11 protein-coding genes and 3 pseudogenes are annotated in these 15,793 nt (G+C 51.4%); 9 read left to right on the forward strand and 5 right to left on the reverse strand.

Annotated elements, in window-relative coordinates; genetic code table 11:
* The 4 genes and pseudogenes from MED297_RS22270 to crp all read right to left on the reverse strand — a co-directional run.
* A pseudogene (locus MED297_RS22270) lies at positions 1–221 on the reverse strand (orotidine-5'-phosphate decarboxylase); the annotation flags it as partial.
* Positions 222–280: 59 nt separating this feature from the next.
* Positions 281–1,552, reverse strand: a complete 1,272-nt coding sequence (gene argA / locus MED297_RS02715) for an amino-acid N-acetyltransferase (protein WP_008042133.1) — start codon at positions 1,550–1,552, stop codon at positions 281–283.
* A gap of 69 nt (positions 1,553–1,621) precedes the next feature.
* Positions 1,622–3,013 (reverse strand): oxygen-independent coproporphyrinogen III oxidase, encoded by a 1,392-nt coding sequence (gene hemN, locus MED297_RS02720; RefSeq protein WP_008042134.1) that lies wholly within the window; start codon positions 3,011–3,013, stop codon positions 1,622–1,624.
* A 120-nt stretch (positions 3,014–3,133) separates the two neighbouring features.
* Positions 3,134–3,784, reverse strand: coding sequence for a cAMP-activated global transcriptional regulator CRP (gene crp / locus MED297_RS02725; RefSeq protein ID WP_008042135.1), 651 nt, complete (start codon positions 3,782–3,784; stop codon positions 3,134–3,136).
* A gap of 340 nt (positions 3,785–4,124) precedes the next feature.
* Between crp and MED297_RS02730 the strand changes: the two genes are divergently transcribed.
* From MED297_RS02730 to MED297_RS02755, 6 genes are all read left to right on the forward strand, one after another.
* Positions 4,125–4,547: an OsmC family protein gene (locus MED297_RS02730; protein ID WP_008042136.1), complete on the forward strand. Its 423-nt coding sequence runs from the start codon at positions 4,125–4,127 to the stop codon at positions 4,545–4,547.
* Positions 4,548–4,783: 236 nt separating this feature from the next.
* Positions 4,784–6,259, forward strand: a complete 1,476-nt coding sequence (locus MED297_RS21015) for a CYTH domain-containing protein (RefSeq protein ID WP_161599265.1) — start codon at positions 4,784–4,786, stop codon at positions 6,257–6,259.
* On the forward strand, positions 6,256–8,007 hold the full coding sequence (gene tfpB, locus MED297_RS02740; RefSeq protein WP_008042138.1) for a type IV pilus assembly ATPase TfpB: 1,752 nt from the start codon (positions 6,256–6,258) through the stop codon (positions 8,005–8,007). The genes MED297_RS21015 and tfpB overlap by 4 nt, the downstream gene beginning before the upstream one ends.
* Positions 8,008–8,112: 105 nt before the next feature.
* Positions 8,113–9,333 (forward strand): argininosuccinate synthase, encoded by a 1,221-nt coding sequence (locus tag MED297_RS02745; RefSeq protein WP_008042139.1) that lies wholly within the window; start codon positions 8,113–8,115, stop codon positions 9,331–9,333.
* A gap of 96 nt (positions 9,334–9,429) precedes the next feature.
* On the forward strand, positions 9,430–9,837 hold the full coding sequence (locus tag MED297_RS02750) for a PilZ domain-containing protein (protein WP_008042140.1): 408 nt from the start codon (positions 9,430–9,432) through the stop codon (positions 9,835–9,837).
* Between the two features lie 63 nt (positions 9,838–9,900).
* On the forward strand, positions 9,901–10,686 hold the full coding sequence (locus MED297_RS02755) for a YdcF family protein (protein ID WP_008042141.1): 786 nt from the start codon (positions 9,901–9,903) through the stop codon (positions 10,684–10,686).
* Between the two features lie 9 nt (positions 10,687–10,695).
* Here the strand turns inward: MED297_RS02755 and MED297_RS21020 are convergent, their stop codons facing one another.
* Entirely contained in the window at positions 10,696–13,017 is a 2,322-nt protein-coding gene (locus MED297_RS21020; RefSeq protein WP_008042142.1) for an ATP-binding protein, read from the reverse strand.
* Between the two features lie 331 nt (positions 13,018–13,348).
* On the opposite strand from MED297_RS21020, the gene MED297_RS02765 reads away from it, so the two are divergent.
* From MED297_RS02765 to MED297_RS22400, 3 genes and pseudogenes are all read left to right on the forward strand, one after another.
* Positions 13,349–14,629 (forward strand): L-lactate MFS transporter, encoded by a 1,281-nt coding sequence (locus MED297_RS02765; RefSeq protein ID WP_008042143.1) that lies wholly within the window; start codon positions 13,349–13,351, stop codon positions 14,627–14,629.
* 252 nt (positions 14,630–14,881) lie between these two features.
* Positions 14,882–15,184, forward strand: a pseudogene (locus MED297_RS02770) (YHS domain-containing (seleno)protein); the annotation flags it as partial.
* A gap of 341 nt (positions 15,185–15,525) precedes the next feature.
* Positions 15,526–15,793 (forward strand): annotated as a pseudogene (locus tag MED297_RS22400) (amino acid ABC transporter substrate-binding protein); the annotation flags it as partial.

Below are 15,793 nucleotides of genomic sequence, written 5' to 3' on the forward strand. Positions count from 1 at the left end.
GCAATGGTTTGTTTAAGCTGGTCTTCTGCACCGACCGCCGCATAGTGGGCAAATTGTGGTTTGTAGCAGCAGGCCAGATCGGCGGTGCTGTCAATAATGGCCCGGTTGAACTCGAGAATGGATGAGACGTGTTCTGGAAAGCGTTCCGGGAAGGGGTCCAAACCAATGCAAACCTGGGTTCCCTGATGCCAGCGCGCCTGAATTTTCTGTGTAAAACTCAAAGATGTCTTCTCCATGTTTCCGGTATAGATGTTCCCCCCTCATCAGATGAGAGGTCCGCTCAGACGATGGTCTTAATATAGACCTTGGAATTCCGTTGATTGTTGTACAGAGCCTGGCGGTTCGCTGGCAAGGCATGCACATCAGCACTGTGAAAGCCTCGTTCGATGAACCAGTGCTCAGTCTGCGTCGTCAGTACGAACAGCTGGTGGATGTCCAGCTCTCTGGCGCGTGATTCAATCTGTTTTAGCAGGGCATCACCGCGTCCATTTTTCTGATAGTCGGAATGGACAGCGACACAGGCAAGTTCGGCCTGATGGTTGTCGAACGCATAAACCGCTGCACATCCGACAATCATACCGTCTCGCTCATTGACGATGAAATGATCGATCTCTGCCGCCAGTTTTTCAGGCTCACGCTGTACCAGTATCTGCTGTTCTTCCAGCGGGCGCAGTAGCGTCAGGATTCCCTGCAGGTCATCGATGCGGGCGCTTCTGAAAGTATCGTATTGATCCAGGGCGATGAGCGTGCCCACGCCATCCCGGGTAAACAGCTCCGACAGCAAGGCTCCATCAGTCGCGCCGTCAATGACGTGGCAGCGAGCGATACCGGCGGCGGCAACGGCAGATGCTGCATTCAGTTCGGTATAGCCCGGTGTTAAAGGTTGAGTCTGCGACAGAATGTTCTGCAGCGCTGCAAGTCCAATCTCTTTTCGACCCTGAGTCAGCTCCAGGGGATTATTGCCAACAATGAGCACCTTATCCGCGCCAAGTTGGCGGGCCAGCTCAACCGTGAGGTGTTCAGCGGGCAAATAAAGGACGTCGCCCGTAACGGAGTAGCCTAACGGCGGCACCAATACCAGATGTTCTCGCGATATGTGTTCGGCAATGCCCCGGGCGTCAATGCGACGGACGCGTCCCTGGTGCTTTAAGTCGGCGCCCTGATGCACTCCCGCCGGTCGGGCCATGACAAAGTTGCCACTGACCACGCGGATTTTTGAGCCGTGCATCGGCGAGTTAACCAGCCCCTGTGAAAACAACGCTTCCAGGGTGTAGCGGAAGTGCCCGATCTGCCCGATGAGTTCGTGCATCAGGGTTTCGTCAATAACCGCTTGCGCAGACACAGGTGTCGACAGATGGTGGGTGTCAATCAGCAGCACCAGCTTGAGCCCCAAACTGTGTAACAGGGTCAGATCCGAGACCGTGGATTTCAGTCGTTCAGGTGACAGTGCCTGTTGCCGGAGCCAGACGACGCAGGTTTTGCCGCGGTAGGCGTGAATGTAGGGCGCGCTGTTGCGAAAAAGGCTGACAAAATCCATGGGTAAGGTGAGCATTCACTGATGGTATCAGGGCGGAGTGTACCCCGTACCATCAGTTCATGCCAGATCGCCGGAAACCGAGCCTCAGAGCACTTTTGAATAGCGTTGAGCAACCTCGGCGTTAAAGTAGGCGTCGAAGGTCAACAGAATCGGTCGCAGCAGAAGGCGGCCAAGGGGTTCAACCTGAATGCCGGTTTCTGAGACGGAAACCAGTCCATCCACTGCAAGCTCGTCGATTCGATGCAGTTCTGAGGCAAAATACTGCTGAGCATCGATGTCGAATCGCTGTACCAGGGCGTCAAAGCTGAGTTGGCCCTGGCAGGCCAGCTGTCCGATGACCCACTGGCGGATACGGTCGTCATCGTTCAGGAAGACACCGCGTTTTACCGCCAGTTGAGATTGGTTGATCAGGTCCTCATAGGGCTCCAGTTCGTGGTGGTTTTGCATATAAAGACCGTCGATCTGGCTGATACCCGAGACGCCCAAAGCCAGCATGTCAGTCTCGGACATTGTGGAGTAGCCCTGGAAGTTACGTTGCAACGTGCCTTCTTCGAGTGCTGTGGCCAGTTCATCGCCGGGTTTGGCAAAGTGATCCATACCTACGTATAGATAGCCGGATTGCTGCAGGCGTTGGATACTGTCGCGGATGATCTCCAGCTTTTCTTCAGCTTGAGGAACAATGCTGGAATCGATGCGGCGTTGTGGTTTGAATCGTTCAGGCAGATGCGCGTAGTTGTACAGACTGATTCGGTCCGGTTCCAGCGTCAGCGTCTGGTCCCAGGTCTGGCTGAACGAGCGGGTGTTCTGGTGTGGCAAGCCGCAGATCAGATCAAAGTTCACTGAGCTGAACCCCAGTTCTCGCGCCAGGTCGACTTTGTCTTTGACCAGCTCAAAAGGCTGAACGCGGTTGATGGCGATTTGCGTCTGCGGGTCAAAATCCTGAACACCAAAACTGACGCGATTAAAGCCTCGGGTGCGCAGCAGCCGAAGCATGTCGTCCGTGGTTTCGCGCGGATCCAGTTCGATGGAATATTCGCCGTCGTGTTGAGCGGGGTCCCAGTCAAAGTAGATGCTGAGCATGTCAAGCATCCGCGACATCTGTGGCAGAGTCAGAAATGTTGGCGTTCCGCCGCCAAGGTGCAGCTGCGTGACTTTTCGGTGGCCGAAGTTGCGGGCGTGCAGAGCCATCTCCCGTTCCAGGGTATCCAGGTAAGCATCGGCACGAGTCTTGTCCTTGGTGGCTATCTTATTACATGCGCAATAGAAGCAGATGTGCTGGCAAAACGGGATGTGAACATAGAGCGACAGCGGTGTTGTTTTGTCGCGCTGATTATCCAGATGTGCCTGCACTTCAACGGGTTGCAGTGGTTGGAACTGAACCGCCGTTGGGTAAGACGTGTATCGGGGGGCGGTAATGTCGTACTTTCTGATAAGTACATCATTCCATGGCACATGCCATCGGTTCGGCTGTGTCATTTGAATCTCCAGTGCTTTTGCCTGCGACCTTAGGTGGTCGGCGGGCAAATTGCACTGATATGAGTCAAGCCTTGCTGAAATACTCAGGAGGAATTTGGATTAAAGCTGGTCGGATGCGCGTCAGGCACCCTGTTGGAAGAACTCTCGTGATCCGTAAACGACCATGGTTTTCCCTTTAACGGAGACCAGGCCCTGTTCTTCGAGGCCTTTCAAAACCCGTCCGACCATTTCCCGAGAACAGCCGACGATGCGACCGATTTCCTGACGGGTGATTTTGATTTGCATGCCATCGGGGTGGGTCATGGCATCGGGCTGTTTGCACAGGTCCAGAAGCGTTCGTGCCACACGTCCGGTAACATCCAAAAACGCCAGATCCCCGACCTTGCGTGTTGTGTTACGCAGTCGGGTCGCCATCTGCTCACCAATAAAATACAGCATGCGAGCGTCATTCTGAGTGATTTCGCGGAACTTGGAATAAGAAATTTCCGCCACTTCACATTCGGTCTTGGTCTTGATCCAGGCTGAACGCGAGTTCAGTGAGTCGAATAACCCCATTTCACCGAAAAAATCACCGGCATTCAGATAAGCCATGATCATTTCCCGGCCATCATCTTCTTCGATAATGACGGAGACGGTACCTTTAATGATGTAGTACAGCGAATCGCTTTTGTCGCCTGCATATATCAGCGTGGTCTTAGACGGGTAGCGTCTGCGATGGCACTGGGAAAGAAAATAATCCAGATGTTTATGTTCTAGGGTACTGTTGACCATATTGCGTGAAATCCGATTCGTTTTGTTAGGCCGCTGATGGGTTCAGTATGGCCTGTCTCACAGTAAGTTCAAATCATTATGCGGCATATGTCGACCACTGGCTACGGTCAAACGACGGATGTTTGACGTGTGTCCCGTTTTTAGGGTACCGCAAGTGCCGGTAAGTTGTTCTTTTTAGGCTGGTTTTTTCTACACGCTTAGTGCAATAACCTTGAACTTTGCTCACATTAGTGCCAAATAGCCATGGTAGACCGGTAGAAGCACCTGATTCAAGAGTACACGCTGCCTGGTCCCCTGGGGTATAACCTCGGTAAACACTACGGTATCTGGAGATGCACGCATGAAAGCAACACTTGAGTGGGCTGGTGAAAAAGCCTTTTCTTATCAATCAAACAGCGGCTTTAAAGGTTTTGTTGATGGGGCGGCTAAAGAGTCGGATCAGGCCCGGGGACCCAGTCCAATGGAACTGATCCTTTGTGGTCTAGGCGGTTGCACGTCATATGATGTCGTCGGCATTCTGCAGAAAGCCCGTCAGGACGTTGTGAACTGCCGGACAGAGTTGCAGGCGGAACGTGCGGACACGGTTCCTTCCGTATTCACCAGCATTCATATTCATTTCATTGTTGAAGGCCGGAACCTGAAAGAGAAACAGGTGGCACGGGCGGTAGAGTTGTCGGCTGAAAAATACTGCAGTGCGTCATTGATGCTTGAAAAGGGGGGTGTTGAAATTACTCACGATTTTGAAATCGTAGAAGTTGAGTAGACCAACCCGCTGATGGTTTAGTGAACGATTATCGCAGTTTTAGCGGTCAATGTAGCAGGCTTGGCTTTTGTTGTATGACGTGTGTCACGCTGTTACCGGTCGCGAATGCTTTTTTTTCTGCCACGCTTCTGTAAACTCGGATAAGCTCGGTGGGAGGTCGTTAGAGTGTTTGCAACGCTCTGAACCGGGCCGTTCCAACGATAATAATCATAACTATGCTGCCAGAGTCGTACGCCATGTCGCAGGAAATCGAACTTAAACTGACAATCTGCCAGGAAGCCGTCAGTGCTTTCAGGCAGCTCTCGGTGCTGAATGTTGTCGAATCACAGCGTTTTGAACTGAGTAATACCTATTTTGATACCCAAGACCAACAACTAACCCGGAGTGGTGCCGCGTTACGCATCCGGCGCTTCGGCCAAAAATACATTCAAACCCTGAAAACCCGCGGGCAAAACATTGGCGGTTTGCATCAGCGCAATGAATGGGAGTTCCCGATATCGGGCCCTACGCTCGATTTTTCGCTGTTTCCTTCCGATTCCCCCACTGCTGAGTTGGATGAGTCTGATGTCAATCCGCTTTTCCAGACCAATTTCGTGCGTGAGCGCTGGTTATTAAATTTTCAGTCTTCTCAGATTGAAGTGGTGTTGGATTCAGGTCGCGTTGAAGCGGGCGAATCGACCGACCCCATTTCAGAGCTGGAACTGGAACTGAAACAGGGAAGTCTGATCGATTTGTTCGACCTGGCGAGCCTGATCAGCAGCGAAGTGGCGGTGATGCCTTCCGATATGTCAAAAGCCGAGCGTGGTTATCGGCTTGTAGCCCAGCAGACTGATTTTGAGGTCGCTTTGCCGAACATAGCGCCGCAGCAAAGCATGGAAAGTGCGTTCTGTGCGTTGTTTGGCTATGAGTTAGAGCGGTTGCAACGTGGATGGCAGGTGTTCTGGTCAACCCATCAATGGCGTCATCTGCAGGGCTTTTTAAACACCTTGGGTAATATGGAAGCTGAAATCGAATGGTTTCAGGGGTTGTTGCCGACTGAACAGATCCGGTTTGTTCACGAGCAGTTGGACTGGATGACCAAGGCGATTCAGCCCATCCTTTCCTGGTGGCCTGCGTGTTTTGAGTTGTCTCAGGACGCTGAGCAGGAGCCAAAAACGGTCGCGGTGAGTTTGCAGCAGAGTAAAGCGCAAAAAGCCATCAAGGCGCTGGACGCGTTGCGCATGAACCCGGAACTGGGTCATCGCATGCTGTCATTGACAGCTTGGCTGCATAGCAGTGGATGGCACACGGGTCAGAGTGCAGAACATCGCCATTTGGCTGAAACGCCGGTTGTCGACGGTATCGACTTCTCGTTCGATCGGGCATTTCGCAACATTGACTCCGATTGTTTTGCGGGCTCAGCCAGCCATGCCTTAAGTCAGTCTCCTGCGGTTCACCGTCTACTGATGCTCTGCCATTACTTTGATCACCTGTATGGAGAGCAGCTAGGTCATCTGAGAGCGCCGTTGGAAGCGATGAATGACAGTTTGTCACGGCTGTCCGCCATGGATGTCGTTGCTCGGTTAAAGGATTGGTTAAACGAGTTGCCACAAGAGCAGCAGGCGAGTGTCCACAGCTGGGCGCGATCGCAACCGGTGTTGTTAAGAGATATTAAACGTTTAGCTAACAAACTCGTCCGTGGTCGCGAACATCTTTCCGGAGGCGCGATTTGAATTTTTTGCCCGGCAAACTGCAGTTTGATGATGTACTAAAACAGCTTGAGTCTGCCGGGCGAGTCAATGCTGAGCAGGTAGCATCGGCTCGTATGAAAGGTCAGGGACAGGGTCGTCATGCGATTGAACAGATTGCGGCCCTGCAGTTAGAGGACACTCAGAATCCAGGGAGGAAACTGACGTCCTCGGTTCTGACACAATGGCTAGCCGACGAAGTCGGAATGCCTTTTGAACACATTGACCCTTTAAAGGTCGATGTCGAATCGCTGTCCTCCGTCATGTCGTTTGAGTACGCCAAGCGATATCACCTGTTACCACTGAAAGTCAGTGAAGATCGGGTTCAGATTGCCACTTGTGAACCACTGGTGACTGGTTGGGAAGATACTATTGAACAGGTCACCCGCAAGCAGATCGATAAGGTGGTCTCGACGCCTGAAGACATTGAGCGCTTCAGTCTGGAGTTCTACTCCCTGAACCGCTCTGTATCCGGTGCAAAAGGCCGCACAAACAGCGGTGGTGTAGGCAACTTCGAGCAACTGGTTGAACTGGGTAATATGAGCAACCCCGATGCCAACGATGAACACATCGTGAACATCGTGGACTGGTTGTTCCAATACGCTTTTGATCAGCGCGCCAGTGATATCCATATTGAACCCCGCCGCGACTATTCACATATCCGTTTTCGCATCGATGGGATTCTGCATACCGTTTATCAGCTACCCATTCAGGTCGGGCTGGCGGTGGTCAGTCGAATTAAGATTCTGGGCCGCATGAATATTGCGGAAAAACGCAAACCGCTCGACGGCCGGGTCAAGACGAAAACACCGGATGGTCAGGAGGTTGAACTGCGCTTATCCACATTGCCAACCGCGTTTGGCGAAAAACTGGTCATGCGGATTTTCGATCCGGAAGTGCTGTTAAAAGGTTTCGATGAGCTGGGTCTGGCGGACGAAGATCTGAAGCACTGGCGTTCTATGATCCGTCAACCGAATGGAATCATTCTGGTGACCGGGCCAACGGGCTCAGGTAAAACAACAACTTTGTATTCTACGCTGAAGAGCCTGGCGACTTCGGAAGTCAATGTCTGCACCATTGAAGACCCCATTGAGATGGTCGAACCCACCTTTAATCAGATGCAAATACAATCCAGCATCGGTTTGCACTTTGCTGATGGTGTGCGGGCCTTGATGCGGCAAGACCCGGATATCATCATGATCGGTGAGATCCGGGACCTCGAAACGGCTCAGATGGCCATTCAGGCTGCCCTGACCGGGCACCTGGTTTTGTCGACCGTTCACACCAACGATGCGCCCTCGGCCATTACCCGCTTGCTCGATCTCGGTGTGCCGGGGTATCTGGTGAAATCAACGGTTCTGGGCGTGATGGCCCAGCGGCTGGTTCGAACGCTTTGTCCCGCCTGTAAGCAACCGGCAGAGATTCACGATGATGTCTGGCAGCAGCTCGTTCGTCCCTGGTCGGCGACCAAACCGGCGCGGGCATTTGAACCGGTTGGCTGTCTGGAATGTCGAAACACCGGCTATATCGGGCGAACCGGTGTGTATGAAAGCTTTGTGATGGACGAGACCCTTTCTGAACTGGTCCACGATGGTTGTGATCCGCAATCTCTGCGTAAGGCGGCGATTAAGCGTGGCATGCTCAGTCTCAGATTATCGGGAGCCCGTAAGGTCGCCTCCGGTCAAACCACCCCTGCCGAAGTCCTCCGCGTGACCCCCGAAGCCAGGCAATAACTCCGCCCGCAATAGTTCATTGTGGGCTATTCACTGGTGCTTAAGCCCGACAATTCATACAATGCCATGCAACCGTCAATTAGCCCGTCCTGTGAGGGAGTTTTCATGTCTGATATTAAAAAAGTTGTACTGGCGTATTCCGGTGGCCTGGACACCTCGGTGATCGCCAAATGGATTGCTGAAACCTACGATTGTGAAGTGGTGACCTTTACTGCCGATCTGGGGCAGGGTGAAGAGGTGGAACCTGCTCGCGCCAAGGCTCAGGCGCTGGGTATCAAAGAAATCTACATTGAAGACCTGCGCGAAGAGTTTGTTCGCGATTATGTCTACCCCATGTTCCGTGCGAACACCGTTTATGAAGGGGAATACCTGCTGGGAACGTCCATCGCGCGCCCTCTGATTGCCAAGCGTCTGATCGAGATCGCCAATGAAACCGGTGCCGACGCCATTGCGCATGGCGCAACCGGGAAAGGCAACGACCAGGTTCGGTTTGAGCTGGGGGCTTACGCGCTGAAACCTGGCGTTAAAGTCATTGCGCCTTGGCGTGAATGGGATCTGACTTCCCGGGAAAAGCTGATGGCCTACTGCGAAGAGCACAGCATTCCGGTCGACTTCAACAAGGCAGGAACCAAATCGCCGTACTCCATGGACGCCAACCTGCTGCACATTTCTTATGAAAGCGGCATTCTTGAAGATCCGTGGGCGGAAGCGGAAGAAGACATGTGGCGCTGGTCGGTCAGTCCTGAAGCCGCACCTGATGAGGCGACTTACTTAGAGCTGGAGTATCGCCGAGGTGACATCGTCGCCATCGACGGAAAAGAAATGACTCCGGCGGAAGTACTGACTTACCTGAACAAGGTGGGTGGTGACAATGGTGTCGGCCGTCTCGACATCGTGGAAAACCGATATGTTGGTATGAAGTCCCGTGGCTGTTATGAAACGCCAGGGGGAACCATCATGTTGAAAGCACACCGCGCGATTGAGTCTATTACTTTGGATCGGGAAGTGGCGCACTTGAAAGACGGGCTGATGCCAAAATACGCGGAAGTCATCTATAACGGTTATTGGTGGAGTCCTGAGCGTAAGATGCTTCAGGAAATGATTGACGCCACCCAGGAACCCGTCAATGGCACCGTTCGGGTGAAGCTCTATAAAGGCAATGTCATTGTTGTGGGTCGTAAATCCGACGACAGTCTGTTTGACGAGAAAATCGCCACGATGGAAGAGGATGCCGGCGCCTATGACCAGAAAGATGCGGAAGGCTTTATTAAGCTGAATGCTCTGCGTCTTAAGATTGCCGCGGCAAAAGGGCGTTCACAGCTGTAAATCCTGACGTAACAGGACTCAGAGAGGCCGGTGTGGCATTCGCTGCATCGGCTTTTTTATTGTCTATACTGCCAAGGTCATCCGGAGGCCGTTGGTATGCGTCATTTTATTCGACACCCGACAGACATCCCTATTAATTATGTTCTTCAGGATCATTATTACTGTGTCCGTAATGCCATGCTGGATGTGAGCGCGGGTGGGCTGAGTTTCTCGGCTGACCATTACATTCCCCCGGGTGAAGTCATCCATGTGAATATCTATGTCCAGGATCCCAGCTTTGAAGCCGATTGCGAGGTGAAATGGTGCAAACGGGTCGACGGTTACTATCACGTTGGAGTTCGCTTTAAAGATTCCAGAGAGGCCTTCAGTTTTCGTATGGTTGAGCAGGTTTGTCACATCGAACACTATAAGCGAAGTGTGCTGGAAACAGAGGGCCGGGCGTTAACCGGTGAACAGGCGGCGCAGGAGTGGATTGCCAAGTTTGCCAGTGAGTTTCCCCGCTGAGCTGAACTCTAAACTTTTCCAAAAGTACGTTATCCTATCTCGTAATGGAGTTGGATCCCGGGTATGGATGACGTCTTTTTTCTGCTTTCAAAACTGCTGTGGGGCCTGGTTTCGCCGTCGGGCCTATTGTTGTCTGGTGCATTTCTGGCTTGGTTCCTGCGCAGTCGGTTACCGCGCGTTACCCGATGGCTTTCGGTCTTGGTGATTTTGGCGCTGTTGTTGATCGGGTTTTATCCGGTGGGCGCATGGTTGGTGTATCCCCTAGAGCATCGCTTTAAGCCGCCGAATACTGAGCAGGCGCCCGATGGCATCATTGTGCTTGGCGGAGCCTGGCGCACGCAAAGCTCCGTCTATTGGGGACAATGGGAGCTGAATCATGCGGCCGAGCGAGACCTGGCGATGTTGGCGTTGGCACGTCGTTTTCCTGAGGCTGAGCTGGTGTTTACCGGAGGGTCTGGCAAGTTGTTTTCACAGCAGTTCAAGGAAGCCGATGTGGCCCGCCAGCTGTATTCAGATCTTGGGTTGAATCCCGTACGGGTCCAGTTCGAATCGGAGTCGCGCAATACTTATGAAAATGCCCGCTTCAGTCAGAAGCTGATTAATCCAGATGTCGCTGACATCTGGTGGTTGGTGACCAGCGCTTATCACATGACAAGGGCGACAGAGGTCTTTTGTGGCATCGGTTGGAGGGTTGTCCCCTATCCGGTTGATCACTTTTACGAGCCGGGCTCCTGGCGTCCCAACTGGGCTTTTGCCGATCATTTGTGGGAGCTGGAGCGAGTCAGCCGTGAATGGCTCGGCCTATGGGTCTACCGTGCCACCGGACGTGCTGAGCGGGGATGTACCTGAGCTCTGCCTTCAGCATGATTGTGATTTGGATTCCGCACCCCAGCGATTCAGTACGTCGACCAGGTTGTTCAGTCGTATAGGCTTAACGAGAACATCGTTCATGCCGGCCGTTACACAGGCCTGGTGGTCTTCTTCACTGGCGTTGGCGGTATACGCAATAACCGGTTGCTTGAACCCGCTTCGGCGCAGGCTTTGTGTCGCCTGCAGACCATCAATTTCGGGCATTTGAACGTCCATAATAATCAGGTCAATGGCGTGAGAACTGACGTATTTGATCGCTTCTTTCGCCTGTCCGAAACACACGACCCGTGCTCCGATGGTTTTCAGCATGCCCTCGATGACCTTCAGGTTAACCGGGTTGTCATCGACAACCATTACGACCATATCATCAATGGACGTTTTCAGAGGGGCGTCAGATGCATGGTTGTTCTCAGGTTGTGCCTCAGCGAGAACCAGCGGCAAGGTGAAGGTGAAAGTTGACCCTTGGCCGGTTTCACTCTCGGCCCATATCTCACCGCCCATCTGTTCGATAATTTTCGATGAAATACGTAAACCAAGCCCGGTGCCACCATACTTTCTTGAGATGGAAGAGTCTGCCTGGGTAAAGGCGGCAAACATGGCATCCAGATTATCGGGTTTGATGCCGATTCCGGTGTCCTGTACCGAAATCATCAACGTATGGGTGTCTTTTAAGGTCAGGCGACAAGTGACTTTGCCTTTCTCGGTGAACTTAAAAGCATTGGAGAGCAGATTGGCGATCACCTGCTCCAAACGTTTTTCATCGCCGACGATCCAGGTCGGAACATCCGGTGAGATGGTCAGTTCGAAACGGGTCTGAGCATTGTTGGCCAGGCTATTACTGTAGATGCTGCAGATCTGCTGAATGGACCCGTGCAGATTGAAGGGTTGTTCGTCAATTGTCAGCATGTCAGCGTTTAACTTGGCCAAATCCAGGATGTCATTAATCAAGAACAGCAGGAATGACGATGAATGTTGAATCATGTCGATGGGTTCTTTCAATGATTCGTCCTGGCTGCTGTGAGAGAGCAGATCGACTGACCCCTGAATCGCATTTAAAGGTGTTCGTAGTTCGTGAGATACGTTGGCCAGAAAGCGTTCTTTCGCTCTGACGGCATTGTCAGCAATGGTCAGCGCTTCTTCCGCGGCAATCAGATTGGCCGATTTTTCTTTGTACACAAGGCTCAACTGATAACTGATCACGAGCGACAACAGTATGACTTCAATGGCCACTGCAAACAGACCGATATGCTCGATCATCAGGGTGCTGTTCGGCAACGAGTTGAGACCGATTGAGATCAGAGCCGGGATGATGAACGCCACATTCGCGATCAGGTAATAGCGGGCAATGTGGTGACCTTTCAGGGCCATAACAATGCCACTGGAAATACCGTAGAGAGCAAACATGCCGACGCCGTATCGGGCGAACTCAAGGCTCATCTCCGGCATAAAGGGAACGATCAGCCAAAAGCTTCCCATGACAATCAGTGCCCCTTGGCTGATTCGAAACAGGACGGGGGTACGGTATCGGTTGATTCCGAGTAAGCGCCAGACAAAACCGATATAGGCCATGTTTGATGCCATGATCGGGAAGCCTATTGAGTAAAACGATGTCCAACCAAATACATCGCTGAAGACATTAAGAGACGTACTGTTGTAGACCAGATTGCCAAGGATAAATAAGGCATACAGGAAATCTTCAGGCTGGCGACGGGTTAATCCCAACACGGTGTAATAGATGCCCAATGCCAAAAAAACACCGAGCCCTAACAGTGTAATGGTATTACCGGTTTTGATGGACTGGACATACGCCGTCTGTTCATAAAGTTTTGGTGTGGGTTGTGCCAAGAGAAACGGACTGTCCACACGTGTGTATATCCGATATTCACCCGGTGGCAAGTTCAGGTTTCGCCCGTGCCTCAGGAAATAAGGATTAGGCTCCGAGCTTTGGATGCCACCACTCAGTTGATCTACCAGCGTCTGTTGTGAATCGAAAATATAATGGGTGAAACGTCCAACGACTGAGGAGCTTTCGAAATCAATCACTTGAGGGGGCATTTCTGTTAAATCAACAGATATGAAATGCCAGAAGGTTCCTCCGGTTACGGAGAGTAGATTTTCTCTGGGTTCCAGAGATGTGGTGTTTCGCTCTGATAGATCACCCAGCGACATATCGGCGAACTGGTCATTTAACCAAAAACTTTCCTTAACTTCGGCAATCGTGAAGGAAGATGTCAACGAAAGGCAGACCAGCAACAGAGTCGTCTGAGCCAGAAAAAATAAACGTTTAGGAATCGAATGGCATCGATACATGAGAAAGAATTCTTTGATAATCAGTCGTTCAGGCTAATTCGCCCCCTGTAACTTGTCAATGAAAGCTACTAACGGTGTTATCCCTTTCTGTGCCGGCTTCTGGCGTTCTCAGGTGTGGTTAATATGCCGGGTAAAAGCCAATACCGCTTTTCACGTCAGAAACCTTGAAATTTTACTACAAACAACGTCTTTCTAAATGGTCAAAATGGCAGTGTTTTCGGGGGCTGCAGCGGTATTACCTAACGTGAATTGAATTGATTCGAGTCAATTGCGTTGTTTTCCTACAGGGTACTCTAGGCTCAAACAAAAAAGATGATAGTAGGAGAACAGGATGAAAAATCGGTGGTTAATTGCAGCTTCCGCGGTCGGGGTTCATGCCTCCATTGGCTCTGTATATGCATTCAGTGTGTTTAAAAAGCCATTGGGGCAGTTGATTGAGTCGGCAACGAATAATCAGATTGCACTGACATTCAGCTTGGCCATTTTCTTTCTGGGTATGTCTGCGGCCATTATGGGACACTTTGTTGAACGTCATGGCCCAAGAAAAGCCGGTACGCTGGCGGCCAGCTTTTTTGGCGGAGGCTTGCTGATTGCCGGTCTCGGTGCTTATCTGGCTAACATCTATATTATCTGGCTTGGTTATGGTGTTTTAGGTGGTATCGGTCTGGGTATTGGCTATATCACACCGGTATCGACCTTGGTAAAATGGTTCCCTGACCATCGGGGGTTTGCCACCGGATTAGCGATCATGGGCTTTGGTTTTGGCGCCATGGTCGGTGGCCCTGTCTTTAACTTCATCATTGAAACCTTCACAGTTGCCGGAAACGGTATTGCGTATACCTGGTTCATCATGGGTGTGGTTTATCTGGTGGTTATGCTGGCGTCGGCTTCTTATCTGGAGCGCCCACCGGAAGGTTGGATGCCAGAGGGGATGAAAGCGGCGGTTGCGTCCGGTGAGAAGAAGGTTGTTCAGGATCTGACACAGCAAACAGCCAACCAAGCTGTGAAAACCCTGCCGTTTTACGGTTTGTGGATTATGATGTTCATTAACATTTCATGTGGTATTGGTGTGATTTACTCTGCATCACCTTTGGCTCAGGAGTCGATTGGTCTGTCACCGGGTGAAGCCGCAGCCGTCGTCGGTCTGATGTCTCTGTTTAACGGTTTGGGTCGTATTGGCTGGGCATCAGCTTCTGACTACCTGGGTCGTGGCTATACCTATATGACATTCTTCCTGATTCAGATTCTTGCCTTTGTTCTGCTGCCAAACATCGGCAGTGTCATACTGTTCCAGGTTGTGTTGTATACCATCCTCACCTGTTATGGCGGCGGTTTCGCAACCTTGCCTGCCTTTATCGGCGATTTGTTTGGTACCCGGGAGCTGGGCGCGATCCACGGTTACGTGTTAACGGCTTGGGCCATGGCTGGATTGGCAGGCCCTCAGATCAATGCTTATCTGCGTACCGTAACCGGCTCATACGAAATGACCATGTATGTGTTCACCGGCGCATTCCTGGTGGCTTTAGCAACATCCTTCGCCATGATCGCATACATCAAAAAGGCGCGAGCACAACTGGACGCACAAGGCGCGGTATCGTCTTCAGCTGCCTAAGCAGAACATAGTCAGAACATTAAAACGGCGCCATTTGGCGCCGTTTTTGTTTTCGGAAACCTTTTGTCATGAAGACAGTCTGAGAGGCTGGTTAACTTTCGATAATCTCCAGGAGTCTTCATGTTCCCCCGATCTTGTATCCCATACCTTTTGAGCGTGTTGTTAATAATAAGCCGTGCTCTGCAGAGTTGATCAATACCGATCAGCACGGGGTGTGCTGAATGGTTATGACCTGTTCTATTCCAGCAGAGTAAGCCGTCTAAGGGGAACCCGGTGTGGCAAACGGAGTACCGGCAGGCACGCCTGTATTTTGCAAATGAAGTCAATCTGAATGCTTTCAAAGCTGACCCTGAAGCCTATTGGCCGCAGTTTTCCGGGTATTGTGCCAATGGTCTGAGTGATGGTCATTTGATTCAGGCCAACCCTGAAATTTATCGCATCATTGAAGGCCGTCTTTATTTGTTTTATTCATGGTGGGGACGCGCGCAGTGGGCGTTTGATCAGCCGCAACAGATCGAGCAAGCGACTCACTATTGGCAGGTTTTTTCCGAGTGACAGGTTGCAGCGATCAGAAATCGCACGTTCTGTATGCCTCAAGAAACACTGAATGGCTAATTTTGTCATGAATTTTTGGAAAAATTTGTTTCGACTTAAGTATGAAAAACGGTCTGAAAGCCCTGATTATAAGCTGCTTTGCATTTTCATGGTGCGAACTTTGAACGTTGAGTGAACACCTGCCCCAGTACGGTACATAAACACCTAAAGAACAAAAAAGGATGGAAATTTAAGGGGTTCGAATTTAAATTAACCCGTGCTAGTCTGACTATGCTGTTACCGGTGGTCTTCATGAAGAAGGCCAAACAGGAAGCACATAATAAAAAATGCAGGAGACTCAAATGATTAAAAAAGCAGTCCTATCAACGCTGGGTGTTGCTTTGACATCCTCACTGATGATTTCAAACGCACAGGCCGGTGAAGTACTGGATGGCGTATTGGAGAAAGGGTTTGTCCAATGTGGTGTGAGCCAAGGTTTGCCTGGTTTCTCAAGCACTGATGAAAATGGTAACTGGTCTGGTCTGGACGTCGACTATTGCCGCGCGGTTGCTGCTGCAATCTTCGGTGATGCTGACGCTGTAAAATACACTCCGCTGTCTGCTTCTGAGC

Source organism: Reinekea blandensis MED297 (assembly GCF_000153185.1).
Classification (GTDB): Bacteria; Pseudomonadota; Gammaproteobacteria; order Pseudomonadales; family Natronospirillaceae; genus Reinekea; species Reinekea blandensis.

What these genes read in the sequence shown, in the direction of transcription:
- argA (WP_008042133.1), bottom strand. Translation starts at nt 1,552, where the DNA reads ATGCTCACCTTACCCATGGATTTTGTCAGCCTTTTTCGCAACAGCGCG.
- hemN (WP_008042134.1), bottom strand. Translation starts at nt 3,013, where the DNA reads ATGACACAGCCGAACCGATGGCATGTGCCATGGAATGATGTACTTATC.
- crp (WP_008042135.1), bottom strand. Translation starts at nt 3,784, where the DNA reads ATGGTCAACAGTACCCTAGAACATAAACATCTGGATTATTTTCTTTCC.
- MED297_RS02730 (WP_008042136.1), top strand. Translation starts at nt 4,125, where the DNA reads ATGAAAGCAACACTTGAGTGGGCTGGTGAAAAAGCCTTTTCTTATCAA.
- MED297_RS21015 (WP_161599265.1), top strand. Translation starts at nt 4,784, where the DNA reads ATGTCGCAGGAAATCGAACTTAAACTGACAATCTGCCAGGAAGCCGTC.
- MED297_RS02745 (WP_008042139.1), top strand. Translation starts at nt 8,113, where the DNA reads ATGTCTGATATTAAAAAAGTTGTACTGGCGTATTCCGGTGGCCTGGAC.
- MED297_RS02750 (WP_008042140.1), top strand. Translation starts at nt 9,430, where the DNA reads ATGCGTCATTTTATTCGACACCCGACAGACATCCCTATTAATTATGTT.
- MED297_RS02755 (WP_008042141.1), top strand. Translation starts at nt 9,901, where the DNA reads ATGGATGACGTCTTTTTTCTGCTTTCAAAACTGCTGTGGGGCCTGGTT.
- MED297_RS21020 (WP_008042142.1), bottom strand. Translation starts at nt 13,017, where the DNA reads ATGTATCGATGCCATTCGATTCCTAAACGTTTATTTTTTCTGGCTCAG.
- MED297_RS02765 (WP_008042143.1), top strand. Translation starts at nt 13,349, where the DNA reads ATGAAAAATCGGTGGTTAATTGCAGCTTCCGCGGTCGGGGTTCATGCC.